We start from the raw sequence: 25,892 nt of genomic DNA on the forward strand, positions 1-25,892 counted from the left end.
TTCTTTCGTTGAGTAACAAGAAAGCATATCTGTTATTAGGCTTGCTGATGGCTTTTGCTGTCAGTTATGGGGTTAGTGTGCCTTTCTTTCAACGCGAAAATCGTGGTCAACAGCAGGCAGTGGCGCCACAAAAAGACCGCCGTGAGATGGAGACCGATTCAACAAAGCGTGTGAAAAAGCCGCTTTGGCGCGTTCAACGCACACAACCCATCACGTGGACCGACCTTGATAGCAGTGCGCTTGATTTGCAAACACCTCAGGATTTGCGCAATCAGGTTTCGTATAATGACTCGTTAAATGCCTATTTTATTGGGCGTCGGCTGAGTGGAACCTATCTTTCGGCACCTGTAATGATGCTTCCTAATGAATATTTAGACTGGAGTGGGCGTCAACAACAACATGCCTTTTTCCGTAAAAAAAATGCAGAGATATTTCAACAGAAAGGGAAAGATAAGTTTGATTTCAGCGATATGCATTTCGATTTAGGCCCAGCGGAGAAGATTTTTGGGCCTGGTGGTGTGCGGATTCGCACGCAAGGAACAGCCGAACTGAAGTTTGGTGCAACGATGAAAAACATAGATAACCCCGCATTGACTATCAATCGGCGGCATACAACCACGATGAATTTCGATGAGAAACTTAATCTAAATGTCAATGGAAAGGTGGGAGACAAGGTCAATATGAACTTGAATTACAACACCGATGCAACCTTTGACTTCGATGCCCAGAATCTAAAGTTGAAGTATGAAGGCAAGGAAGATGAGATAGTTAAACTCGTTGAGGCAGGTAATATTTCGTTTCCTTCGAACTCATCACTTATCCGTGGTGCCACATCGCTGTTTGGTTTGCGCACCGATTTGCAGTTTGGCAGACTCAAAATGCAGTTGGTTGCTTCGCAGAAGAAAAGCGCCTCAAAGAGCGTTTCAAGTCGGGGTGGGGTGCAGTTGACTCCATTTGAGTTCAGCGCGGCAGACTATGAAGAGAACCGCCACTATTTCCTTGCAAAGTATTTTCGTGAACATTATGCCGAGGGCATGCAGTCTTTACCGAATGTAAAGACAGGAATTAACATCGGACGCGTGGAGGTTTGGGTGACGAATAAGTCGGGTTCAACAGCAAATACGCGTAATATTGTGGCACTAACAGACTTGGGTGAGAATGCCAATATAAGCAATACACACCATTGGTCGACGTTAGGAATGACGGTTCCGAGCAACAATGCGAACACCGAATACACTGCAATGACGGGGTCATTTAATGCCGCACGTGATATCAATCAAACCTCGTCGGTGCTTGATGGGGCAGGGTTGACGGGCGGAAATGACTATGAGAAGCTTGAGAGTGCACGCTTGTTAACCCCTTCTGAGTATACCGTGAACAAGGCTTTAGGCTTTATCAGTCTCAATACGGGTATCAGTACAGACCAAGTAGTGGCTGTAGCCTTCGAGTATACTTATGGTGGACAGACCTATCAAGTGGGTGAGTTTGCGGCCGATAGGACGAATGTTGATGAGGCGTTGTTCGTCAAATCATTGAAGAATACGAATAATGTTCCGTCGCAAGGCAACTGGAACTTGATGATGAAGAATGTCTATCGACTTGGAGATATGGTTGAGAAGGAGCGGTTTAGACTTGATATCAAGTACCAAAGTGATACCACAGGAGTCTACTTAAACTATATCCCTGAGCCGCAAGTTAAGCAGCAATCAATCGTTAAACTCCTTGGTGCTGACCGGTTAGATAATAATAATCGTCCTTATAGTAATGGCTATTTTGATTATGTAGAGGGGTATACGGTGAGCAATGGACGCGTGTTTCTCCCCGAACCTGAACCCTTTGGAGACGACCTTTACAGGCGACTTGTGAGTAAAGGTGTGCCAGTTGCCAAGGCAAAGAAATATGTGTTTAGCGAATTATATGATAATACTCGCACTGTAGCAAAGCAGATAGCAGAGAAAGATAAGTATGAACTTGTGGGACAATTTCGTGGTTCTTCGGCTAATGTTATTGCGCTTGGAGCTTATAATATCCCTCAAGGTTCGGTCGTAGTAACGGCTGGTGGCATGAGATTAACAGAGGGATCAGACTATAGTGTGGACTATAGTGCCGGCGAAGTTACTATCTTAAATCAGAGTATTCTCGATGCGGGCACACCCGTAAATGTGTCACTTGAGAGTAACAATGATTATGGAATGCAACGCAAAACAATGTTTGGTGTGAACTGGGAATACGACATTTCACGCAGTCTTCAGCTAAGCGGTACGTTGCAACATCTATCAGAACAGGCCATGACAAATAAGGTTTCGATGGGCAGTGAGCCTCTGAACAACACGTTGTGGGGCTTGAACATTAATTGGAAAAAGGAGAGTCAATGGCTTACTGACATGTTGAATAAGTTGCCGTTTCTACATCTTACACAACCTTCTCAGATTAATTTCACGGGCGAATTTGCACAACTTGTGGCAGGAAAGAATAGCGGAACACAAGACAATGCCTCGTATCTTGATGACTTTGAAAGCACGACAAATAAGATTGATATCGCCTCTCCAACGTCATGGAGTCTATCAAGTGTGCCCTCAATGTTCCCTGAAAGTGCAGATAAAACTACGTTGACAAGCGGCTTCAATCGCTCGCAATTAGCTTGGTATACGATAGATCCTTTGTTCACACGACGTAGTAGTTCGCTGACACCTGCACATATAAAAGGAGATTTAGCACAGCTTTCTAATCACTATGTTCGTGAGGTTTCTACGCGTGAACTCTATCCAAAACGTGACATAAATAATTATAATGGTTCCTCATCTACATTGAATGTATTTAATATATCCTATTATCCCAACGAGCGAGGTCCTTATAATTTTAACCCTAATTTGCGTCAAGATGGAACGCTTACCAACCCAGAACGTCACTGGGGTGGACTCATGAGAAAGCTTGATACGAATGATTTTGAACAGGCAAATATAGAGTATGTGGAGTTCTGGTTGCTTGATCCATTCATCTATTCTAACCGAAAACCCAACGCAAACGATTATGGAGGAGACTTCTATTTGAACTTAGGTGAAGTCTCAGAAGATGTGCTTCATGATGGAAGAAAGTTCTATGAAAGCGGTATGCCGGTAGATGGTTCGCATAGTTATGTTACTACTCAGTGGGGTAAAATCCCTACATCCAATGTGGTAACTTATGCCTTTGCAACGACCAAAGGGGCTCGAGCGATGCAGGATGTAGGCTTGAATGGTCTCAATAATGAAGAGGAACGGCATTATACTTCCTATCAAAACTTCCTCTCATCTATACAGGGACATGTGAGTGCTTCGGTGTGGGATTCAATCTATAATGACCCAGCTAACGACGACTATCATTATTTCCGAGGTTCTGATTACGACCGAATGAAGGCCGACATCCTGCGGCGTTACAAGTATATTAATAACCCACAAGGTAATTCTCCCGATAGTGAATCCAGCCAAGAACGATATGATACATCGTATAAGACGACACCGGATGTGGAGGATATCAATCAGGATTATACGCTAAATGAATATGAAAAGTATTACCAATATCATGTTTCTTTGCGTCCAAATGATATGGTAGTAGGGAATAATTTCATTGTAGATAAGCGCGATGCAAGCGTGCCATTGCGAAATGGACAGACTGAAACGGTTACGTGGTATCAATTCCGTATTCCTCTGAAAGAATATGAACGACGGGTTGGTTCGATTTCCGATTTCACGAGTATTCGCTTTATGCGTATGTTCCTTACAGGCTTTAAGCATCCCATTGTGTTACGCTTTGGGAGCTTAGATCTCGTGAGAGGAGATTGGAGAATCTATGAAAATGCGTTGGATAATCATACAGGTTCGGGGACACTTGCAGTCAGTTCGGTGAGTTTAGAGGAGAATGGTGATAAGTCACCCGTTAATTATATCCTCCCACCGGGCATCAATCGGGAACAAGATCCCACACAACCTCAGTTGGTAGAAAGTAATGAACAGGCCCTTGATTTCATTGTAAATAACTTGTCACATGGTGAGAGTAAGGCTGTCTATAAGAATGCAACGGTCGACTTAAGGCAGTATAAACGTTTGCAGATGTACGTTCATGCGAATGCCTTTGAGCAAAATAACACACAGTTAAATGACAATCAATTGGCCGTGTTTATACGCTTGGGATCTGACTATAAGAATAACTTCTATGAGTATCAAGTACCATTAAAGCTTACTCCTGCAGGCAGATATAACCTTAATTCTCCGTCAGATCGTGCTGCGGTTTGGCCTCAAGAGAATATGATAGACATACCTTTGGCGTTATTGACCAACGTGAAATTGCAACGCAATAAGGCTAAGGCTGAGGGACATGCAAGCTTTGTTCAGGCCTTCACGGCATATGATAATGCTCACCCAGCAAATTTGGTTACCATCATGGGTAACCCTTCTTTGGGGGAAATAAAGACGATGATTATCGGAGTAAGAAACCTTTCTTCTGATGTAAAGAGTGGCGAAGTATGGGTTAATGAGCTGCGTCTGAAGGAGTATAATAATAAAGGTGGGTGGGCTGCAAATGGCAATTTAAATGTTCAGTTGTCTGATTTGGGCACGCTAAATGTACAGGGGCGATATGTCAGTGAAGGCTTTGGGGGCTTGGAAAGTAAGGTTGCTGACAGAACACAAGAAAGCATTTCAAGTTATAGTGTGACTACAAGCTTGGAATTAGGTAAGTTCTTTCCCGACAAGATTAAAGTCTCAGCACCTCTCTATTACTCAGTAAGTCATGAAACAAGTAAACCGAAATATAATCCTTTAGATACAGATTTATCGTTGAAAGATGCTTTAGAATCAGCCTCAAAAGCAGAGCGAGACAGTATAGAATCGATAGCAGTTACGAAACGAATTAATACAAACCTTTCTTTGTCTAATGTGAGAATAGGAATTCAAACGAAGAATTCTCCCATGCCTTATGACCCTGCTAACTTCTCATTCTCCTATAGTCATTCACATAGTTTCACAAGTGGTGAGACAACCGTTTACGAGAAAGAAGATAATTGGAGGGGTGCAATGAACTATAATTGGAGCCCAAATTATAAGACTTGGGAGCCTTTTAAAGGTATTAAAAGTAGGTCAAAGTGGTGGGACATCTTAAAGAGATTTGGATTCAATTGGTTGCCACAGAGTGTCGGATTCAACAGTGAATTAATGCGCAATTACTATGAGTTCCAGGAACGAGATATGGAGAGTTTGGAGAACAATCGGTTGCCGTTGATATTCAATGAGCAGTTTCTTTGGAACCGAGATTTCTCACTTCGTTGGGATTTGACACGCAATATACACATGAATTTCCAAAGCGCCACGCGGTCAAGAATAGAAGAACCCTACACGCCTATAAACAAATCACTCTATGCCGACCGTTATCATGCGTGGCGAGATAGCGTTTGGACGAGCATAAAACGACTTGGGACGCCGTTAGATTATCAGCAATCGTTCACTCTTTCCTATCAACTTCCGTTGAATTTAATTCCAGTTTTTGATTGGATTAGTACCGATGCGCAATATAATGCCAGCTATACATGGGTGCGAGGAACGGAGAATGAGAACCATATAAGCCTTGGAAATACGGTTACAAGTAATCGAAACCTTAATGTGAATGGTTCATTTAACTTAGAGAGATTATACAATCACATTCCTTTCTTGAAGCAAACGAATGAGCGATTCAACCGAAGACCGATTTATAATCGACAGAGTTCGGGTGGTAAAAAGAAGCAATTACCGCATCAAACTCAACTTGATTTACCGAAGAATAAAGGCAGTTTTGAACAAGAAATCACATTGAAACCTGATACGACAATTGTCATTTCGCATGCTAAGCATAGCCGAAGAATTGTGGTGAATGCACGAACTGAGGATGGACATCCTTTCAAATTGAGGTTTAAGAAGGTTGATAACGATAGGTTACGCATAACAAACCATATTGACTCTGCACTGAAAGTGAAGGTTACAGTGAATGTAAAACCACCTTTAGAAAGCCAGAACTGGTATCGAACGGCACAGAGTTTGGCTCGCGTATTGATGATGGTGAGAAACCTAAGTGTTAGCTATCGTAATCAATATGCTATGACATTGCCTGGTTTTATGCCTAATATTGGGAAAGCTTTTGGGCAGACTCGTGGCAGTGGTTTACTTTCTCCAGGACTTGATTTCGCTTTTGGTGTCATCGGAGATGGGTATGTTGATAAAGCACTTAGTCGCAATTGGCTACTCATTAACGATTCTATCGCGACCCCAGCTAACACTACTTCTACTGAGGATTTACAGCTTCGGGCTACAATTGTGCCTTTCCGTGATTTCACGATCGACTTAAATGCGACGCGCGTTTCTACCAAAGCACGCAGCATTCAGTATATGTATGCAGGCCATCCCACGATGCAAAGTGGTACGTTTGCTATGACAACGATTTCTATAGGAGGTGCTTTTGAAGGCATAGGTAATGCAAATAGCGGTTATCATAGTAAGAGTTTTGATAAGTTCTGCAGTCTTCTTGATGACTTTCGGCAGCGTGTTGAGGCGCAATACTATGGCAGTCGATATCCTGCAGGAACTCCTTTTGCAGGACAAACTTTTAATCCTTCCAACGGAACGATATCCAAATATAACGCTGATGTGATGGTTCCTGCCTTCCTTTCTGCCTATACAAGCATGAAAGGTAAAGGCCTTTCTATCTTCCCTTCATTGTCAAAACTGCTCCCAAATTGGAATATACGTTATAGTGGATTGGTTCAATTGCCATGGTTCCGAGAAGTCTTTCGCAGTTTCAATATCAATCATTCTTATCGCAGTATCTATACTGTTGGCTCGTATTTCTCCTTTAGTAGCTATCAGGAATACATGAATGGACTCGGCTTTATCATTGATGCAACTTCGGGAAATCCAATTCCTAATTCAATGTTCAATGTCTCTACAGTCAGCGTTAACGAGGCCTTCTCTCCATTATTGGGCATAGATATGACCTTTAATAGTGGCATGACAGCCAAATTGGAGTATCGAACAATTCGTAGTTTGAACCTTAGTATGACGAGCATTCAATTGAATGAGGCTATCAGTAGAGATTGGGTTGTGGGCTTAGGATATCGTATCAATGACTTCAAACTATTCGGTTTACAAACCAAACGGAAAGCAAAAAATCATAAGAAGGGGGCAAACACTGACACACAACAGTCTATTTCAACTCCTCAACGCAATGGAGTGAATCATGATTTGAATCTTAATCTCGATTTCAGTTTCCGTAGACAAGCTTCCCTTACGCGTGATATTGCTTCACAAACAAGCAATGCCAGCAGTGGAAACTCAGCACTTCGGCTGAGCTTTACAGCTGATTATACACTCTCACGCATGCTTACAATGAGCTTCTTCTATGACTTTCAGAACAATACTCCGCTGTTAAGCAGTAATAGTTATCCTACATCTACACGCGATTTTGGATTGAGTGTAAAGTTCTCTTTGACTCGTTAAACCTCTTTATAACAATGGAAAAAGAAAAAATAATCATAGCAAATGCACAGCCACATCAGGCTTCTGACATCGCAAGTTTAATTATGTTGGCCATGAATCACGATTGTTGTCGCTATTTTGCAGGCCCAAACCACACACTAAATGACTTTCATCAGCTGATGACACGACTTGTTCAGCGTAACGATTCGCAATATTCTTTTCTTCATACGCTTGTCGCTTTAGATGATAATCAAGTCATTGGGTGTTGTGTAAGCTACGAGGGTGGTCGGTTAAGGGCCTTGCGTCAAGCCTTCATAGATGAGGCTTTAAATAGCTTTGGCATTGATTATTCTGGTATGAATGACGAGACTCAAGCTGGAGAACTCTATGTAGATAGCCTCGCTGTTGATGTCCGTTACCAGGGAAAAGGCATAGCTACAGCATTGCTGAATGCTACATGTAAAAAGGCTGAGGCACTCGGATTGCCTGTTGATTTGTTGGTTGACAAAGGTAATCCAGATGCAGAGCGGCTCTATCATCGTTTGGGTTTTCATTATGTTGACGATGGAGAGTGGGGCTCACATCCCATGAAACATCTGCAAAAGAAAATCCAGTGACCTATATATATAAGGTGAAGAAAAGAGTCATTTCTCTTTTAAAAAGTCCTTAGAACTTGCATATTTAATTAAAAAGTATTAAAGAATAGAAGATTGTTGTAGTTTTATTTGGAATTAATGAAACTTACATATATCTTTGCAATGTGTTTTTCATGGTATTAGATTATTAAGGTTAAGAAGATTGGTTGTCGTGAGACAATCAATTTTTTTTGGCCTTATGTTTTCCCCTTTCATCCTAATGGTATTGGCATCTCTTTGCATAAGTCTCATGGAGTTGCTGTTTAAGCGAATCAAAGTCTATGTTGGCTTTATCCAATTATAATTAATTTAGGTTGGAATTGAACTAAAAAAAAGAGACACATCCATTTAGATGCATCTCTTTATGATGTGAAATCATTCTGTCTTATTTGTTTTCTGAGTCGATAGTTTTAATCTTTTGCTTGATTAATTCCATGTCATCTTTCAGTCTCTGTACCTTGCGATTCATCTCGTCTATGAGGCTATTTCCCTTTTTACTACTTGCATTTAAGAAACCAAGATTATTCTCATAGGTGTTGATTTCCTGCTTTAATCCTTCGTAACGTCTCATTAAACGACCTCGTTCATTGTCAAGAGCATCCTCGCCACGCTTTACTACATTCTTCAAGTTGCTCTTGAAATTATCTAATCTTCTCTTTGCTGTTGTGACATGAAGGTCATCATAAAGTTTGTCAAGAACCTCGTGATATTGTTTATAGAGCTTATCTTTCTCTTTGTAAGGAACGTGACCTATCTTTGCATATTCATCGACTAATTCTTTCACTTTCTCTTGTAAGTCATCGACACTACCCTCTACCAATTCTTTGAGTTGGCTGATAATGGCTTTCTTCTTGTCAAGATTGGTGCGCTCTTCATTACGAGTTCCTGCGTTAGCAGCATTGCGTGCTTCAAAGAATTTGTTGCAAGCCTCAAGGAATTTACTCCATAGTTCGTCACCAGCCTTCTTTGGAACAGCTCCTATAGTCTTCCATTCTTTCTGCAAAGCAATCATCTTGTCGGTTGTCACTTTCCAGTCGGTACTCTCCATTAAGGCTTCAGCCTTCTCAATGAGTGACTGCTTTTTAGCAATGTTCTCATTGTAACGCTGTTTCATTTCCTTAAAGAATGCAGCTTTCTTTGAGAAGAAATCGTCGCATGCTGCACGGAAACGTTCGAATATTTTGACGTTCATCTTCTGCGGAGCGAAGCCAATCTTCTTCCATTCTGCTTGGATATCAATGATTTCTTTCGTCAGTTTTTCCCACTCGTTCGCACCCTTATGCTCACCTTTTACAATGTCTTCAACTTTCTCACAGAGTGCAGTCTTCTTCACAAGGTTATCTTCTTCCTTGGCGCGTAGCTCGTCAAAGTGTTGTTGATGACGTTTATTGATGATCGTAGAAGCCGCTTTAAATCGTGTCCATACTTCGTCTCTGAGTTCCTTTGCGACTGGACCTACCTCACGAAATTGCTGATGTAGTTCCTGCAATTGATGAAAAGCACTGATTACATCGGGTTCTTCGGCGAGCTTTTCTGCCGCCTCACACAGATGATTCTTTATGCCGAGATTCTTTTTAAAGTCGTATTCTCTTGCCTCACGATTAAGGTTTAGCTGATCATAATATTGCTCAACATAGAGTTGATAGTTACGCCATAGCTCGTTAGCCTTGTCTGCTGGTACATTCTTTATATCCTTCCATTGCTGTTGAAGCTCTTTGAATTCATTATAATTCTTATTTGCTTCTTCGGGAGAGGAAGCCATATTCTTGATTCGTTCAATGATATTGAGCTTCTTTTCCAAGTTTTCTTGTTTCTCAGCTTCTTGCTGTAGGAAGAGTTTTGCACGTCGTTCTTTGATGACTCCCATTTCTGCTTTGAACACATCTTCTGCTTCATCAGGAACCAAAATATATTTATCGGGGTCGCCACCTGCCTCGAGATAAGCCTTCTGTTGAGCCTCTCGCTCTGCAATATGCAACTTATAGAACGATGTCTTTAGATGGTCGAGTTCCTCCTTTGTGGGGTTTTCGTCATTGCCAACTATTTCTTTCAGTCGTTCAATAATTTCTGCTTTGCTCTTATAATTCTTTGAATTTGTGAGCGTAGTCGCTGTGTTTTCAACAGGAACAGATGTTTCTTTAACTTGCTGTTCTTCACTTATTGTTCCCTCTTTTAGGGTGTTTTCTTGAGAGTCCATCATTTAACCGATTTAGTTTATGACTTGAGTTTTCCATTGCATGATGCAATAACTAACATCATGCAAACTTAAATAAAAAAACTGGAAAATCCTAATTAAATCATTGTTTTTTTCTTTTTACACGCTATAACAAACGTTTACGTCTCAAAATCCACCACGAAGCGCCTGATACAACGACTGAAAGAACGATTGCAATCGTAAATCCATACGTACTCGTTTCCATGCCATTGACGAGGTTCATGCCGAAAAGACTTGAGATAAGTGTTGGGAACATCATGATGATACTTACCGAAGTCAGGGTTCGCATGACGGTATTCATGTTGTTGTTGATGATACTTGAATAGGTATCCATCGTCGATTTGAGAATGTCTGAGTAGATATTTGTTGTCTCACGTGCCTGAGTCATCTCAATGCCTACGTCCTCAATAAGGTCTGCATCGAGTTCATCCACCTGCAATTTGAACTTTAGTTTCTGCAACAAGTTCTCGTTTCCACGTATTGAAGTGATAAAATATGTCAGCGAATCTTGTAGTCGGCTCAGTCCAATTAGACTCTCATTGTTCACATCTTGATCAAGATTATGTTTCGCCTTTTCAATGAGGTTACTGATTTGTTTGAGTCGTTTCAAATACCAAACTGCACTTGAAAGGAACAATCTAAACGTCATATCTACGAAGTCAGTAAAGCCTTCATGTCGCTTCTGTTGATAGCTAACAAAGTCTATCATCATATTCGTTTCGTAGTAACATACCGTGATTGTAACGTCTCGTTTGTGGATAATACCGAGCGGAACTGTGGTATATGGTGTGCGCGAACGTACCTCTTTTACGTATGGAATACGTAGAATGATGAGCATCCAGCCGTCATCATATTCATAGCGGGCACGCTCATCGGTATCGCTAATGTCTGAAAGAAAGTAGTCGGGGATATGAAATGTGTCTTGAAGATATTCCTGATCTTCGTCTGTTGGGCATGTAACTTGTATCCAACAATTGGGTTGCCACTCTTTAATGGCATTTAGATTCTTCTCTATGTTCCAATAGTTTCTCATTCTTGCTAACCTCCATTGATTAATAAGGTGTGGGGATTAGCATCATGCTAAACCTCACGCCTTCAAACGAAATGTTTCCGCGTGATAATCGTCCATATTTGAATTATGTTTTGATTTAACGCTGCAAAGATAAGCAATTATGTTGAAACATTACATGCTTTCAGAAAGAAAGTTTGGCAACAAAAACGAAAAAATTACTTGTGTTCGCACAGAATAAGACATGATTCAAGTGGAGATAAGTGCAACAGATAATGTGGTTGCAAGTCGTTTCGTGCTACTATATAACACGCTTAGTGTAGATTCATCATGTGATATAGGCCATTTCACACAGTAAACTGCATCAAATGGCACTGCGAAATGACGCTTTTCACGCCCTAAAAAGATAGGTTTTACTTTTCAATATGAGGCATGCTGGCACAGGAAGGAGTAGGAGGGGGAAGGACGAAGCATACAACACAAAAAGCGGACAAACTATGTTAGTCCGCTTTTTTTAGTATTTTCATCAATAAATATTATGGTTTTTGCAACCCCTTTACATTGATTTTGCTTTATACAAGAGTAGCAACAATCTCCTCACGCGTGCCTGGAAGCATGTCGATAACTGGGATTTCGGGCATTGTGTAGCAACCGGGCTGAAGACGCATTGATGCGCGTGCCACGTTGACTAATACCTGAGCGGTGAGTGCCGGATTGTTGATGCTCATATTAAACTCTAAGCGTTGGTTTTGTGTTTTGCCTGAAACGCCTTTGCGAACTAAGTTCACCCCATGTCCCATGTCACGCACATCGTCTACAGAAGCCACTGCAAACACGTGGGTTTCATCATGAGAAAAATAAGGATCGGCTTTGATTTCAGCGGTCACTTCTTCAAGTTTTGCGCCGTCTTCCAATTCTACATAGACCATGCGGCGATGGATTCCTTCTCCCAATGGGATAGTAACTGAGAGCGCATTCTTTACACCTTTCTTGCTACGCACACACACAGAGTGACCCATTGACATACCCGGTCCGAAGTTGGTATAGGTTAAACCCTTCGGCGCGAGACTCTCCATGAGTACTCGAACAATAGAGTCTGAGCCCGGATCCCAGCCTGCTGAGATGACACTTACAGTATTAGTTTTCTTGTTGTTTGCCATCTGTTGTGTCCTATAATCAAGGATAGAAGTGTGTATGTCGAAGCTATCCACGGTGTTAATGCCTAAAGAAGTAATCCTTTCGGCATACTCGGGACAACTACGAGTAGGTGTTGCTAAGATGGCAACATCAACGTTTTTGAGTTTTGAAATGTCGTCAACCACTTCATAGTTTGCCAGTGCTTGTGGTTTGTCTTGACTTCCTTGGCGGCGCACAACGCCTGCAATCTCGAAGTCGGGTGAGGCTTCAAGTGCCTCAATAGTGTAGTGACCGATGTTTCCATAGCCTACAACTGCTGCTCTGATCTTCTTCATTTTGGTTTTCTTTTTCGTTAGATTTCTCCTGATTTAATCAGTGTTCACAAATTTACATGATTTTAATGAATAATTCAATCTTTTCTTTTTGTTTTGTCATTTTTTAATAGTTGTGGCATAGTTCGGTGTGTTTGATGCGTTTGAAAGGGTGCTATCCATGACTCGTTTTTAGTTTTTTATGAATAAATAGCAGGGACAAAAGCATGTATAACCATTTATTTTATTTATATTTGCATAGTAAACAAATGAATAAAAAGCGCAATGTCAACACCTGAAAACCAACAAGAGAATACGAAATATCGTAATGATTTCTTGATATTAGCATTGCTGGTAGGCCTTGTTATGCTTGCCGCGCACGTCTATGATCTGGCACCTCAGACAATACCTACACACTATGAATGGAATCTTTCAACTCCAACAGCGTATGGACCGAAGTCAACTTTGATGGTGCTTGCAGTCATAGGAGTGTGTTTAGGCCTGCTCGGCATCTTGGCTGCACATGGTAAAGTGTCTTTGATTCATGTTGACCGACTCTCTTATAGCAAGATGAATGAGGCGCAAAAGGCTTTGACCCGCAAGTTCATGTATCGGTTAACGTTTCATTTTATCTTTTTAATGGCGTGCGTAATCATGTTGCTTGTACCCGTAGTTTTGCCTAAAATGGTGGTGTTGATAGCCTTTATCCTGTTACTTTGTTCACTCGTTTATGGGTCTGTAAGCATTTCGTTTAAGATTAGAAAGTTAGGATAATACGCTAACTTTTCAGTCGTTATGCGTGATGTTTAATTAAGATGTATACGGCTGCAACAATCATCATAAAGCCTGCAACGACATACCATGTCATGGGTTCCCCAAAGACTAATATGCCAATCAGCATGGCAGTGAGCGGTTCAAAGGCACCAAGTGTCGCAACACTCGTACTGTCTATGTGCTTCATTGCCATGACTAAGGTCACGTTACTGATAGTTGTTGGGATGCAACCTAATAATAATAGGTAGAAAAACACATGCACATCGCCAATGGGTTGGATGTGTCCCATGGTGAAAAATGAATATAAAGCCAGGATTATCATAGCCATAAAGAACATAAAGAAGTTTGTCTTTAAGCTGCCCATTCGCTTTATTTTCATGTTCGGATAAGCCACCATATAGATTGCATAGAGTAATCCTGAGGAGAGTTCTAACAGCAAACCGATGGATGAATTGACGTCAAAGCCGTTCACAATAATGCCAGATAACATCGCAACGCCAGCCACAGCGAGTGCTATGGAGAATGCAACGGGAAACGTAAGTCGGTGGTGTGAGAAGATGATTTCAAGGATTACGGTAAATACGGGATAGGAAAACAGCAAGGTTGTAGCCACTCCACTCGGCAGATAATGATAGCCATTGATTAAACAAATGGCCGAAACGGCATAGAGTAGTGACATGAAAGTGAGTCGTAATCCCTCTCCAAAGGTGATGCGAAGTGACTTTCCATTATAGATGAGTACAGCCATCATCATCAAACAAGCGAATCCAAACCTATAAACAAGTAATGAGGATATCTGCATGCCTGCAGCCAAAACGGGGATGCTGAAAAGGGGAATTGTGCCAAAAGTAGCCGAAGAAATAATGGCTTCTACATAGCCTTTCAGTCGTGATTTGTCTGTCATGGATGGCTAAAGTCGTTGATATCGTGAATTAATATAATAAAAGTAGGCCTGCAAAGGCTGAATAACCAATCATTCGTAAGGGGTTAATGCCAACGACTTTCACACCTACAAATGTCGCAATGAAAAGGCCAATGCTAATCCAAAACGCCCAAGGATTGGCGGGAGTAGAGAAGTTTTCGGGGGTCATTAATAGTAAAGTAGATGCCAATAACAAGCCAACAATCATAGGACGCAAGCCAAGTAATATGCTCTGTACAGTCGTAGTGTTCATATATTTGATGAACATCTTGCAAACAAATAGCATTAACAGGAACGAAGGGAGGACCAAAGCAAGGGTTGAAGTGATAGAACCAACCACGGCAAGCAAGTCAGAATAACCGGCTTGTTGTATGGCTGTATAGCCACAATAGGTAGCCGTGTTGAGACTGATTGGGCCAGGTGTCATCTGACTTACAGCGATAACATTCGTGAATTCGCCTACACTGAGCCAGTGAAAGCGGTTGACAAGGATGTTCTGGAGTAACGAAACCATGGCATATTCGCCACCAAAGCCGAACAAACCAATTGCAAAAAACGCGATGAAAAGCTGTAGAAATACCATTTATCGATGTTGTTTATTCTGTTGGTTTGATATAGTTTCCATAGATATATCCACCAAAAGCCGCCGCAAGTATAACCCAAATAGGATTCATTCCGAGTAGCCAAATGGCCAAAGCTCCTGCAATTGGTATCCAACAATTTGTCAGATTGATGTGTGTTTCCTTAGCCAAGGTGAACGTAGGAACGGCAATTAAGGCCACAATAGCAGGTCGAATACCCGCAAAGATTGACGCAATAATCGGATTGTTTTGAAGCTTATGGAAGAACGTTGCGATAAGAAGTATGATGAGAAATGACGGCAAAACAGCTCCTAAAGTGGTGCAAATAGCGCCGCGAGTCTTCTTTATCTTATAGCCAATAAATGTGCTCATATTGATAAAAAAGACACCAGGACAGGTCTGAACCAAGGCAAGTAGGTCGGTAAACTCTTGCTGACTCATCCATTGATGGCGTCGAACCACATCATCTTCTATCTTGGAAAGCATGGTATAGCCACCCCAAAAGGTGGCTATACCCAGCTTAAAGAATGTCTTGAATAATGTTAGATACATTCTTTTTTGTTTGTTATTATTCTTCTGTTCCTGTCTTCTCTTCTATCCATTTGCGTGCATTGACGAAGGCTTCTATCCATGGTGACACCTCATCTTGCTTGCGATTGAGTGGATAATAGGCATTCTGCCATGGGAAGATTGCACGTTCTGGGTGAGGCATCATAGCCAAATGGCGTCCGTCTTCCGAACAAATTGCAGCAACATTATAGTCAGAACCATTCGGATTTCCTGGGTATTCGGCATAATTATACTTAGCAACAACGTTATAATGGTCCTCAGATTCGGGCAGATAGAAACGGCCTTCACCATGTGCAACCCATATACCGAGCTTACTTCCACTAAGACTTTGCATCATGATACTATTGTTCTTAGGGATAGTTAAGCCAAGGAATGTGCTCTCAAACTTCTTTGAAGTGTTGTGACATAAGTGGCTTCTGTGCTCGTGATTTGGGTTGATTAAGTTCAACTCTACCATGAGTTGACACCCATTACAAATGCCAAGACTCATCGTGTTTTGACGCGAATAGAACTTCTCAAGGGCTTGTTTTGCTTTCTCGTTATATAGGAATGCGCCTGCCCATCCTTTCGCACTACCGAGTACATCGCTATTAGAGAAGCCACCACAGAACACAATGAAGTTTACATCTTCAAGCGTTTCGCGTCCACTAATGAGGTCGGTCATCGTGACATCTTTAACATCAAAGTCTGCCAAATAAAGCGTATAAGCCATCTCTCGCTCTCCATTGGTTCCCTTTTCACGTATGATTGCGGCCTTGATTCCTGATGGTTCGCGTCTGTCGGCAGTCAAACCATAGCTTTCTAAGGTACCTTTGAAGTTGCTATTAAACTTTAACTCAATCGCTTGTTTCTTGTAGTTGGTGAATCGTTTCTTTGCCATTCCATTGAAACTTTGGTCGCGATCCAACAAATATGAAGTCTTAAACCAAGTATCTCTCAGTGCATCGATGTCGAAATCATGTACATATTCATCCTTCTTTACAGTGATTTTGCGTTCATTTGGCACTGGATAACCAATCTTAGCATAGCCAATTCCCGACTCATCGAGATACTCCATGAGTGCTTCTTTGTGTGTATCGCTCACCTGAATTACAACTCCTGGGTTCTCAGCGAATAGTATTTTAATGATGTCTTTGCCTGCAATCGCGTGTAGATTAATGTTCAATCCTCCCGTCTTATTAGCGAAAGTCATCTCCAATAACGTTGTAATTAAGCCACCTGCACTAATATCATGGCCCGCCATTACCCATCCACGATGAATCAATTCCTGTATAGCGTTGAAGCAATCTACAAAGTATTCGGGGTTCTTTACAGTCGGAACATCGCTGCCTACTTTGCCAAGACTCTGTGCAAAGGCACTACCACCGAGATGTTGTTCGTCAAAACTGAAGTCAATGTGATAGAGACTGGAGTTCTTATCGTTAACAATCACAGGACTAACTGTCTTCTTTACGTCGCTAACTTCACCTCCGGCGCTGACAATTACAGTGCCTGGAGCAATGATTTTCTCTCCGTTTGGATACTGTTGTGATAGAGAAAGCGAATCTTTTCCAGTCGGAACATTCACATGAATGGCGCAACAGAAGTCGCTTAATGCCTCAACTGCTTCATAAAGTCGGGCATCTTCGCCCTTCTGTGAACGGCAAGGCCACATCCAATTGGCGCTTAAGCTGACGCTATCTAAGCCTTCTGCCAACGGCGCCCAAACGAGATTGGTTAATGATTCGGCTACAGAGAGCACGCTACCTGCCTTTGGATCAGCCAAGCCGGCTTGCGGAGCATGGCCCATTGCGGTAGCAATTCCCTTCTCACCACGATAATCTAAGGCCACAACGCCACAGTCGGAGAGAGGTAATTGGATTTCACCTTGTCCCTGTTGACGGGCAATCTTTCCCGTAACTGAACGGTCAACCTTGTTTGTTAACCAGTCTTTGCAGGCCACAGCTTCAAGTTGTAACATGCGGTTTAGATAGTCATCAAGTTGTGTTTCGTTATAAGTGACGTCCTCATATCGGCGTTCTACGGTCTCATCTACCATGATTGTCTGCGGTGTATGGCCAAACATCTGTGCCACATCTAAGTCGAATGGCTTCACACCATCAGCCTGTTTGAAACTGAAATGCGCATCACCTGTCGTCTCACCCACTACATACATCGGCGCACGTTCACGCTCGGCAATCTGTTGAACGTGGTCTAAATACTTCTCATCAATGAGTAATCCCATGCGCTCTTGACTCTCGTTAGCAATGATTTCCTTTGCAGAGAGCGTCTTGTCTCCTATAGGAAGTTTGCTCATGTCAATCTCTCCACCGCACTCTTCGACTAATTCTGAAAGACAATTCAAGTGCCCTGCGCTGCCATGATCATGTATACTTACAACGGGATTCTCGTCTTCTTCCACCAAGGCACGAACGAGATTGTAAGCTCGTTTCTGCATTTCGGGGTTGGCACGCTGTATGGCATTCAGCTCAATTCCATTGCTATAGCGACCTGTGTCGACTGAAGATACACTGCCACCACCTAAGCCTATGCGATAGTTATCACCGCCAACAACGACCACTTTGTTGCCTTTTTGGGGCTCTTTCTTTAGACAATCGCGCTTCTTTCCATAGCCCACACCTCCTGCAAGCATGATAACCTTGTCATAAGCATACTTCTCTTGGTTCTCCTGATGCTCGAAAGTGAGCACTGAACCGCAAATTAATGGCTGACCAAACTTGTTTCCAAAGTCGCTCGCACCATTCGAAGCTTTGATTAATATCTGTTCAGGATTCTGATAAAGCCACTGGCGCACGGGGACAATATCTTCCCAATCGCGGTCTACATCGACTTTACCATTGTCGTCTTTCAGGCGAGGATAGGCTGTCATATAGCAGGCTGTACCAGCTATTGGCCATGAACCAACACCGCCACCCATGCGATCTCGTATCTCACCTCCTGTGCCGGTAGCGGCTCCATTGAATGGTTCTACCGTCGTAGGAAAGTTATGTGTCTCTGCCTTTAGAGAGATAACACTCTCTATTTCCTTTACTTTGAAATAGTCACTTGTGCTTTGATTCTCCGGCGCAAACTGCTCAATGACTGGTCCTTGGGCAAAAGCGACGTTGTCTTTATAGGCAGAAAGTATCTTGTTTGGATTCTCTTGCGTTGTCTTTTTGATTAAGTTGAAGAGCGAAGATTCCTTTTCTTGCCCATCAATTACAAACTTTCCACCGAATATTTTGTGGCGACAATGCTCTGAGTTTATTTGCGCAAAACCGAATATTTCAGAATCCGTTAGCGGACGACCATTGTCTTTTTCAAGCGTATGTAGATAGGAAATCTCGTCTTTACTCAATGCAAGTCCTTCTTCTTCATTATACTTTTCCAAGTCATTTACGTATTTAATTGGCTCGGGTTTATGGTCTACTTTGAAGACGTCTTGACCGATACCATGATACATACGCTGTAACATTGGGTCATGTTCTGCCTCTTCTGAGTCTACGGGGAAATACTCTTCAATACGCGAAACGCCGTTAAGACTCATGTTTTGAGTAATCTCAACGGCATTCGTACTCCATGGAGTAATCATTTCTTTACGTGGACCGACGAAGAAACCCGAAAGTTGTTGAGCCTCCTCTGGCTTTGCATCACCAAACAACCAGCTTAATTTGTTAATCTCATCAGCTTGGGGTTGATGGTCAATCTCTGTTGCAATCACGCTCTTTGAAGGCGTTCTGAAGAAAAGAATCATACTTTTATATAGTTATAAATAGGTGATATATTCTGTTGTGCAAAGTTAATGTAAATCACTCATAAATCAAAATAAATGGGTAGTTTTTATTTCGTTGAAGTCTCATGTGTTGCCATCACGGGTGTTGTTGGCGGTGAAACACAGCGCATATTTGAACATTTGATGTGGTCTTGGCATAGATAACCATAGCGCACAAGCGTCAGGTCGTTACATGATTTGATGCAAATCATGCGATAAAATGACGCAAATTGTGGCGTAAAATGACGCTGTTTATCGTGTAAAATGCCGGAGATTGCAAAGCAATTGCAGTTCAACGTTGTAGGCATTGTAAGGCTTATAGCCCAAGGTTGGTGTCAACCTACCATAGGTTATGCGTGTAGTGGAGTGGTCAACGCCGTAGATGTTGAAAAGGTTTTAGCCCATTTAATGCTCTGCAATGCACGTTATTGTTTGTCGCTTTCAGCATTAATCTCTTTTAATACGCCTTTCAGCAGATAGGTTGCATTTTGATTTCGTGCCACGCCCGGCGTGATTTTATAAGAATAGGTGACATCCGTTCCGAGTTCAATCTCAAAGCAATAGTTGCTGAATCGCTGTGGATTGGTGTCTTGAAGCTTTGAAAGTTTGAGGTCGTGTGTGGCGATGAGGCCAGTAACGGGTAGGCAACAGATGTTCTCTAAGAATAATCTTGAACCATTAAGTTTGTCGAGTGAGTTCGTGCCTTTTAGTATTTCATCGAGAATAATGAGTGTCGACGCACTCTCTGTTGGCTTTCCTTCGGTGTAGAAAGGGTGCTTACAAAAGCGTATTAGCTGTTGAAGTCGGCGGAGTTCGGCATTGAAATAAGAGATTCCTCTATCCAAATCATCCGTTGTTCGCATGCTACTGAAGAGGTTAAATGTTGAAGTTCGCATGCGTTTTGCAAACACAGGACCGCCATTTCTGGCTAAGATATAGTTGATACCAATGGTCCTTAGGAAGGTGCTTTTACCCGCCATGTTGGCTCCAGTCACGATAGTATAGCTTCCGTTTACTATCGAAAAGTTGTTCTTTATGGCTTTCGTTCCCAAGAAAGGATGGTAGATTTCCTCAGCCTCTACACTGACATTGGTGTCTGAAGTGACTTCGGCTGTGGTAGCTTCTGGGTGATTATAGGCGAAGCGTCCCCACGAAACGAGGGCATCAATGTGGCTTAATGCGACAACTTCTGCTTCGATTTGATTCTTGAAGTCAGCCTCCCAACGCAGGTATTCGCGGATAAGGAAGTAGTCGTTCAGTCCAAAAGTGTCGATAAGCATCAGCCCAAGGATGTTTCCTCTGCGGTCAAGTCGGTTGATAATACTATTTAATAATGTGGCCTGTTGTTGTGCATTGCGAAGTGTTTCGACTTCTTTTTGCAGGGAAGAAGGCAGCTGTTGCAGGGTAATCGCTTGTTTTATGAGCAACAAAAAGTTTTCGGCTGCATCGTGAATTACGGCCGTTTGTTTGGCAATCTGCCGTGCGGGGCTATTACAAAGCAGGTAAACGATGAAGAATTGCAACGTAGCATAGAACACCGGTACATTGCCGTCAACGAGTTTGAAGACGGAAAGAATGATGAGTAATGGCAGCAGACAGAGGGTCAGTGAAGCCACAATGAGCGACCATCGGGTAGAAAACCATCGAGGAATTGATGCTGTTGTGAGGCTATCTCGAATCGAAAGCAATTGTAAAGTGTCAACTTTTGTTCCTTCTCCCAAGGCTTGAAAGCGGTCCATGAAATTGACTTCATGACTCATATAGCGTATTTCTTCATGCTGAAACCGCACATCTTTGAATGAAAGATTACGTGATAGTTGCACTCGTCCCCCTGTGGTCACTGTGCGGTTAAGGCGTGCAAAGAGTGAGTTTTGCCCAAAAACATCGAGATCATAGGTAAAGGGATGTTGATAATCTATAAAGTCTTGTCCGCTGTCGAAAGCCGAATAGTCTCCGCTAATGGCTTCAAGTTCGTGGGTATATACGGCAATGAGTTGCTCGGTTTGCTTTATATTGTGTGTGTTTTTGTTGTCAAAGGAGCGTGTAAACACGTAGGCAATGAAGCTGATAACAGCCAAAATGCTTCCCAATAGCGTCCATGTGGTCATGAAAGCTATGGCCAATGAGCCTATGATGAGTGCGAAAAGTGCAATCTCTGCAATGATAAAGAGTCGGCTGAATCGTTTCAGTCGTGTTGCAATGGCAGTTGCTTTTGCCTTTTGTTCAAGGTAGTACGTTTGATTGTTCATTATCTTTTTGTTTTGGATTTGGGTCGGGTGTATAGTTCTTTACAGCCTCGTGAGCCTTTCGCATGACCTTTCCCGGCACCTTACTACCCCTTTCTAAGAACCAAAGAAAGTTGTAGCCAGTAGGTGAAGAAGGTTTCAAGAGTGGGTCCTTACTAATTACTGTTGAGGCGTTTATAGGCGCACTCTTCATTATTGTGGGTGCTTTTGCGGTGATAACAACCGTGTTTATCGTGATGTCTTTAGGCAAAAGCAACACCGTATCCTTATAGTTTGTGAGGTTAAGTGTGCGCTTTACATAACTACTATGCGAGAAAGTGACACTCCGTGTGGTTCGATCTGTGATTGAAAAGTGGCCTTGTCGGTCAGTCATATACATCTTGTTGGTGTTTGTGTAGACTTTAACACCAGCCAAAGGTTGGCGAGTTTCCATGTCAAGAACAATGCCTTCGTGTTGTGCCCAGGCGTGGGGCATTGTTCCGAAAAGCAATAACGTTGAAAAGATTAGCTTCTTTTTCATTTTTCGTTCCTGTTTAAGAATGGTCTGATATGACTTTTGTCGCAAAGTTAAACATAAAAAAGTAAAGTGCAATAAAGCTTCTTTGCGTTTATGTTTTCTTATCTTTTTTTGAATATTTCTTGTATGTTAAAGAAACCCTCTGAATCAAACGGCCTCAGAAAATCAATGTAAAGAGCGAGTAAAAGCAGCTTAGGAGGTTGACGTTCGTTAAATAACACAAAACAAAGTAAACTTTTTTCTTGTTTCAATTTGTAAGGCGTATATTTGCAATACCTAATGAATGAACTATAAATTATAAAGAGAGTAATATGAAAAAACATGTATTGTTGCTCACGATGGCAGCTGGAATGTTGCTCGTTAGCAGTTGCGCAAGCAAGAAAGACTTAGAGAATTGTCAGTCAGAAAATAGAGAACTGACCGCAAACTATCAGAATACGAAAGAAGAACTGGCTGCAAGTAAGGCGCGAGTTGCCAGTCTTGAGGAGCAGTTGGCACAGCAAAAGAAGGACTTTGCAGCGTTACAAGGTTCGCTCGATAAAAGCCTTTTGAACGCCAATGCCAATAATATCAATATCTCAAAGCTGGTAGATCAGATTAACGAAAGTAATCAATATATCCGCCATTTGGTTGAAGTGAAGAGCAAGAGCGACTCACTCAACTTAGTGTTGACTAACAATCTGACACGTTCTTTGAGTCGTGAGGAGATGAAAGAAGTAGATGTTCGCGTGCTGAAAGGCGTCGTTTATATCTCTCTTGCGGATAATATGCTTTACAGAAGTGGTAGTTATGAAATCAATGATCGGGCTGAAGAGACGCTTGGAAAGATTGCAAAGATTATCATGGATTATAAAGATTATGACGTACTTATTGAGGGAAACACCGATAATGTGCCTGTAAACACAAAGTCGGCTGCAATGAAGAATATCCGAAACAACTGGGATCTTTCTGCACTTCGCGCTTCATCGGTGGTACAATATCTGCAAGATCATTTCGGTGTTTCACCAAAACGACTCACTGCAGGAGGCCGAGGCGAGTATAATCCTGTGGCTACTAACGACACGGAATTGGGCAAACAGCGCAACCGCCGTACGCAGATTATTATTACACCGAAGTTAGATCAGTTTATGGATCTTATTGACAAAGCTCCCGAAGAGAAGAAATAGTCACCACCTTGTGGCTTAAATCATAAAGAGGGTAGGGTTGATTCGTTGACCTTACCCTTTTCGTTTGTCTTGGCGTTAAAGGAAAAGGGTGGGGTAATCTCTATCAAATTGTCGTGTGATTTGACGGACTTTACCGCATGATTTGTAGCGAATTGCAGCCTGATTACTATGCTTTTAGTTTTAAGAAGAATAGGAGATACGGGCTGTTTACTTTCTTTTCAGGAGCGTAGAGGATAGTGTTTGTTGCTTATAATAGCGGACTAAGCAGTCTGACAATACTCTCCCAAAGTCGTGTAGCGAATGATCTGTGCGTGTAATCGCGTATTTCTTCGATGTCGACACAATCCTTTTCGTCATTCAAATAGATTTCTTTGATGCGCAAAGCTAAGTCTTTATCATAGAAGAATATATTGCATTCAAAGTTATTTTCGAAGCTTCTGAAGTCAATGTTTGTGCTTCCACACGTACAGAAATAATCATCACTGACCAAGAGTTTTGAGTGATTAAAGCCCGCCTTATAAAGCAAAACCTTGGCTCCTGCCTCTACAATCTCGCCAAGATATGACTTGCATGCCCACTCAACAAGCTTCGCATCACCATACATAGGAATCATTAATCGTACGTCAACTCCCGACAAAGCGGCCGTGCGAATGGCGAAAAGTATCGGCTCGGTAGGTAGGAAATAGGGCGTCTCCATATAGACATAACGCTTTGCTTCGACTAAGATTCGGACATAACCTTGCATGATATCAGGCCATGGTTGTATGGGACTACTCGTCACAATTTGAGCCAAACAACCGGATGTTTCCACGTGAGAAGTCTCAGGATAATAACGGTGATCAGACAATAATGTGCGTGAAACAAAGTACCAATCTATTAGGAAAGCACGTTGAAGGGAATAGACTATACCTCCTGTTATGGCCATATGTGTGTCGCGCCAAGGCCGTCCTTTTCTCCCTTTTACATAGCGCATAGCGATATTCATGCCTCCAATGAAGCCGACTTCTCCGTCAATCACGCAAATCTTTCGATGGTTTCGATAATTAACTTTGCTTGTTAATGCGGGGAAACGAACAGGAATGAAGGGTTTAATCTCTATCCCTTCATGTCTCATTTTCACGAAGAATCGGTCGCTAACATTCCAGCAACCAACGTCATCATAGATAATCCTTACCTCGACACCTTGCCTTACTTTATCAATCAAAGCGTCTGCAATGAGCATGCCAAGTGGGTCATCATCAAAGATGTAAGTATCGATATGGATGTGATCTTGAGCCCTTCCTATGGCACGAAGTAAGGCAAGGAAGTAGTCGCTTCCATTGGTATATATCTCTACATTGTTATCTTTGAATGGCAAAGCCATGCTTTGATTGGCAAAGAGATGAATCAATTGGCGCGCATTTTCGGGCAGTTGTAGGTTGCGTTGCTCGGCAAATTCAAGCATACTTCGCTTCGTTAGTTCGTCTAAACTGTGCTGACTTATGAAGTGTTGCCTACGATAATTCTGTCCAAAAAAGATATAGATTACAATGCCAATCAACGGGATAAAGGAGAGTAACATGAGCCAAGCGACAGTCTTTGCAGGCTGTCTATTGTCCATGAGTACAGCCAAACTGGCTAACAAAATGGATAGAATGTAGATGGGAATGATTACCCAATACACATAGAACATTTATTGAATACCAATCATTTTGTGTGTTTGCAGACTCAGACGCCACTTTGGATGTGATAGAATATAACTGATACAAGCTTGCAAGATAACTTGATTCTTGGCCTTATCTCCTACATCACAGGGCTGAAGATAATAGTAATCGGCTTGTATTCCGGCATCATCTACCATACTTTCTCCGTCGAAAATGCACTTTAATTCGTTACACTTTGTCACAACAACCGAGCCTTTTGGCGACACCGTTAGCCAGTCAAGATTTTGTGGGGGAACTCTTGTTCCGTTGGATTCCATAGCAACATAGAAGCCCGAAGCATGCAAAGCATCAATCAATTTGTCGTCAACTTGCAGGGTAGGTTCACCTCCAGTGAGAACCACAAAGCCTGCTTTCTTCCACTTACTAATGGCAGAAATAATGTCATCGATAGTCATTTCACGATATGATTTGAAGTCCGTGTCACAGAAACTACACTTCAAATTGCAACCGCTGAAACGTATAAACACTGCACAACGACCTGTATTTCGGCCCTCACCTTGCAGTGAAAAGAAGATCTCATTAACGTTATAAGTCTTCCTCATATATAGCTACATTCCCCTCACTTTCTTGCACTTCAGCCTTATAACACGTAGGAATTTGCTCGGTAATCCAGTGTGCTATGTTCTCAGCTGTAGGGTTAAAAGGCAATACTTTGTTGAGATCGGCGTGATCAAGTCGGTCATGTATGAGGCGTTTTACTTCTGAAAAGTCGGCCACCATGCCGTCTTTGTTGAGCTCACGCGACTTACAATATATCGTGATATGCCAGTTGTGGCCATGCACATTGCAGCATTTGCTCTGATAAGAGAGCTTTAAATGGTGTGAAGCTGATATTTCAAAACTCTTTTTTATGTAATACATATCCCTCCTGTTTAAT

The 25,892-nt window shown here is 42.1% G+C and carries 16 protein-coding genes; 4 read left to right on the top strand and 12 right to left on the bottom strand.

Annotation, left to right across the window (positions count from 1 at the left end; all coding sequences use genetic code 11):
- Positions 1-8: 8 nt before the first annotated feature.
- Together sov and HMPREF9420_RS11150 are read left to right on the top strand one after the other, a co-directional pair.
- Positions 9-7,499: a T9SS outer membrane translocon Sov/SprA gene (gene sov, locus HMPREF9420_RS11145; protein WP_007135807.1), complete on the top strand. Its 7,491-nt coding sequence runs from the start codon at positions 9-11 to the stop codon at positions 7,497-7,499.
- Between the two features lie 14 nt (positions 7,500-7,513).
- Positions 7,514-8,095 carry a GNAT family N-acetyltransferase gene (locus HMPREF9420_RS11150; protein WP_007135808.1) on the top strand — a complete coding sequence of 194 codons (582 nt, stop codon included), beginning with the start codon at positions 7,514-7,516 and terminating at the stop codon, positions 8,093-8,095.
- Positions 8,096-8,498: 403 nt separating this feature from the next.
- Here the strand turns inward: HMPREF9420_RS11150 and HMPREF9420_RS11155 are convergent, their stop codons facing one another.
- From HMPREF9420_RS11155 to HMPREF9420_RS11165, 3 genes are all read right to left on the bottom strand, one after another.
- Entirely contained in the window at positions 8,499-10,313 is a 1,815-nt protein-coding gene (locus HMPREF9420_RS11155) for a DUF349 domain-containing protein (protein ID WP_007135809.1), read from the bottom strand.
- A gap of 121 nt (positions 10,314-10,434) precedes the next feature.
- Positions 10,435-11,361 carry a magnesium transporter CorA family protein gene (locus HMPREF9420_RS11160; RefSeq protein ID WP_007135810.1) on the bottom strand — a complete coding sequence of 309 codons (927 nt, stop codon included), beginning with the start codon at positions 11,359-11,361 and terminating at the stop codon, positions 10,435-10,437.
- Between the two features lie 548 nt (positions 11,362-11,909).
- On the bottom strand, positions 11,910-12,809 hold the full coding sequence (locus tag HMPREF9420_RS11165; RefSeq protein WP_007135811.1) for a diaminopimelate dehydrogenase: 900 nt from the start codon (positions 12,807-12,809) through the stop codon (positions 11,910-11,912).
- Between the two features lie 261 nt (positions 12,810-13,070).
- Between HMPREF9420_RS11165 and HMPREF9420_RS11170 the strand changes: the two genes are divergently transcribed.
- Entirely contained in the window at positions 13,071-13,559 is a 489-nt protein-coding gene (locus tag HMPREF9420_RS11170) for a DUF1648 domain-containing protein (RefSeq protein ID WP_007135812.1), read from the top strand.
- Between the two features lie 19 nt (positions 13,560-13,578).
- Here HMPREF9420_RS11170 and HMPREF9420_RS11175 read toward each other — a convergent pair whose 3' ends face one another.
- The 6 genes from HMPREF9420_RS11175 to HMPREF9420_RS11200 all read right to left on the bottom strand — a co-directional run bounded on the left by HMPREF9420_RS11175 (position 13,579) and on the right by HMPREF9420_RS11200 (position 22,149).
- Positions 13,579-14,463 (bottom strand): DMT family transporter, encoded by an 885-nt coding sequence (locus tag HMPREF9420_RS11175; protein WP_007135813.1) that lies wholly within the window; start codon positions 14,461-14,463, stop codon positions 13,579-13,581.
- 28 nt (positions 14,464-14,491) lie between these two features.
- Positions 14,492-15,064 (bottom strand): chromate transporter, encoded by a 573-nt coding sequence (locus HMPREF9420_RS11180; protein WP_007135814.1) that lies wholly within the window; start codon positions 15,062-15,064, stop codon positions 14,492-14,494.
- Between the two features lie 13 nt (positions 15,065-15,077).
- Positions 15,078-15,614, bottom strand: coding sequence for a chromate transporter (locus tag HMPREF9420_RS11185; protein WP_007135815.1), 537 nt, complete (start codon positions 15,612-15,614; stop codon positions 15,078-15,080).
- A gap of 16 nt (positions 15,615-15,630) precedes the next feature.
- On the bottom strand, positions 15,631-19,365 hold the full coding sequence (gene purL / locus HMPREF9420_RS11190; RefSeq protein WP_007135816.1) for a phosphoribosylformylglycinamidine synthase: 3,735 nt from the start codon (positions 19,363-19,365) through the stop codon (positions 15,631-15,633).
- Positions 19,366-19,808: 443 nt separating this feature from the next.
- Positions 19,809-21,632 carry a MutS-related protein gene (locus HMPREF9420_RS11195; protein WP_007135818.1) on the bottom strand — a complete coding sequence of 608 codons (1,824 nt, stop codon included), beginning with the start codon at positions 21,630-21,632 and terminating at the stop codon, positions 19,809-19,811.
- Positions 21,607-22,149, bottom strand: coding sequence for a carboxypeptidase-like regulatory domain-containing protein (locus HMPREF9420_RS11200; protein ID WP_007135819.1), 543 nt, complete (start codon positions 22,147-22,149; stop codon positions 21,607-21,609). Before HMPREF9420_RS11200 ends, HMPREF9420_RS11195 begins: the two co-directional genes overlap by 26 nt.
- A gap of 308 nt (positions 22,150-22,457) precedes the next feature.
- Between HMPREF9420_RS11200 and HMPREF9420_RS11205 the strand changes: the two genes are divergently transcribed.
- Positions 22,458-23,312 carry an OmpA/MotB family protein gene (locus HMPREF9420_RS11205; protein WP_007135821.1) on the top strand — a complete coding sequence of 285 codons (855 nt, stop codon included), beginning with the start codon at positions 22,458-22,460 and terminating at the stop codon, positions 23,310-23,312.
- 247 nt (positions 23,313-23,559) lie between these two features.
- Here HMPREF9420_RS11205 and cls read toward each other — a convergent pair whose 3' ends face one another.
- The 3 genes from cls to queD are packed head-to-tail and all read right to left on the bottom strand — an operon-like array spanning position 23,560 to position 25,876.
- Positions 23,560-24,984: a cardiolipin synthase gene (gene cls, locus HMPREF9420_RS11210; protein WP_007135822.1), complete on the bottom strand. Its 1,425-nt coding sequence runs from the start codon at positions 24,982-24,984 to the stop codon at positions 23,560-23,562.
- Positions 24,985-25,557, bottom strand: coding sequence for a 7-carboxy-7-deazaguanine synthase QueE (locus HMPREF9420_RS11215; protein ID WP_044078942.1), 573 nt, complete (start codon positions 25,555-25,557; stop codon positions 24,985-24,987).
- On the bottom strand, positions 25,541-25,876 hold the full coding sequence (gene queD, locus HMPREF9420_RS11220; protein WP_007135824.1) for a 6-carboxytetrahydropterin synthase QueD: 336 nt from the start codon (positions 25,874-25,876) through the stop codon (positions 25,541-25,543). Before queD ends, HMPREF9420_RS11215 begins: the two co-directional genes overlap by 17 nt.
- Positions 25,877-25,892 lie beyond the last annotated feature (16 nt).

The organism is Segatella salivae DSM 15606, assembly GCF_000185845.1.
GTDB classification, from domain to species: Bacteria; Bacteroidota; Bacteroidia; order Bacteroidales; family Bacteroidaceae; genus Prevotella; species Prevotella salivae.

Excerpts from the sequence above, each read along its gene's own strand:
- HMPREF9420_RS11155 (WP_007135809.1), bottom strand. The coding sequence starts at position 10,313 with ATGATGGACTCTCAAGAAAACACCCTAAAAGAGGGAACAATAAGTGAA.
- HMPREF9420_RS11175 (WP_007135813.1), bottom strand. The coding sequence starts at position 14,463 with ATGACAGACAAATCACGACTGAAAGGCTATGTAGAAGCCATTATTTCT.
- purL (WP_007135816.1), bottom strand. The coding sequence starts at position 19,365 with ATGATTCTTTTCTTCAGAACGCCTTCAAAGAGCGTGATTGCAACAGAG.
- HMPREF9420_RS11160 (WP_007135810.1), bottom strand. The coding sequence starts at position 11,361 with ATGAGAAACTATTGGAACATAGAGAAGAATCTAAATGCCATTAAAGAG.
- HMPREF9420_RS11170 (WP_007135812.1), top strand. The coding sequence starts at position 13,071 with ATGTCAACACCTGAAAACCAACAAGAGAATACGAAATATCGTAATGAT.
- HMPREF9420_RS11215 (WP_044078942.1), bottom strand. The coding sequence starts at position 25,557 with ATGAGGAAGACTTATAACGTTAATGAGATCTTCTTTTCACTGCAAGGT.
- HMPREF9420_RS11185 (WP_007135815.1), bottom strand. The coding sequence starts at position 15,614 with ATGTATCTAACATTATTCAAGACATTCTTTAAGCTGGGTATAGCCACC.
- HMPREF9420_RS11150 (WP_007135808.1), top strand. The coding sequence starts at position 7,514 with ATGGAAAAAGAAAAAATAATCATAGCAAATGCACAGCCACATCAGGCT.
- HMPREF9420_RS11195 (WP_007135818.1), bottom strand. The coding sequence starts at position 21,632 with ATGAACAATCAAACGTACTACCTTGAACAAAAGGCAAAAGCAACTGCC.
- queD (WP_007135824.1), bottom strand. The coding sequence starts at position 25,876 with ATGTATTACATAAAAAAGAGTTTTGAAATATCAGCTTCACACCATTTA.
- HMPREF9420_RS11205 (WP_007135821.1), top strand. The coding sequence starts at position 22,458 with ATGAAAAAACATGTATTGTTGCTCACGATGGCAGCTGGAATGTTGCTC.
- HMPREF9420_RS11165 (WP_007135811.1), bottom strand. The coding sequence starts at position 12,809 with ATGAAGAAGATCAGAGCAGCAGTTGTAGGCTATGGAAACATCGGTCAC.
- HMPREF9420_RS11180 (WP_007135814.1), bottom strand. The coding sequence starts at position 15,064 with ATGGTATTTCTACAGCTTTTCATCGCGTTTTTTGCAATTGGTTTGTTC.
- HMPREF9420_RS11200 (WP_007135819.1), bottom strand. The coding sequence starts at position 22,149 with ATGAAAAAGAAGCTAATCTTTTCAACGTTATTGCTTTTCGGAACAATG.
- cls (WP_007135822.1), bottom strand. The coding sequence starts at position 24,984 with ATGTTCTATGTGTATTGGGTAATCATTCCCATCTACATTCTATCCATT.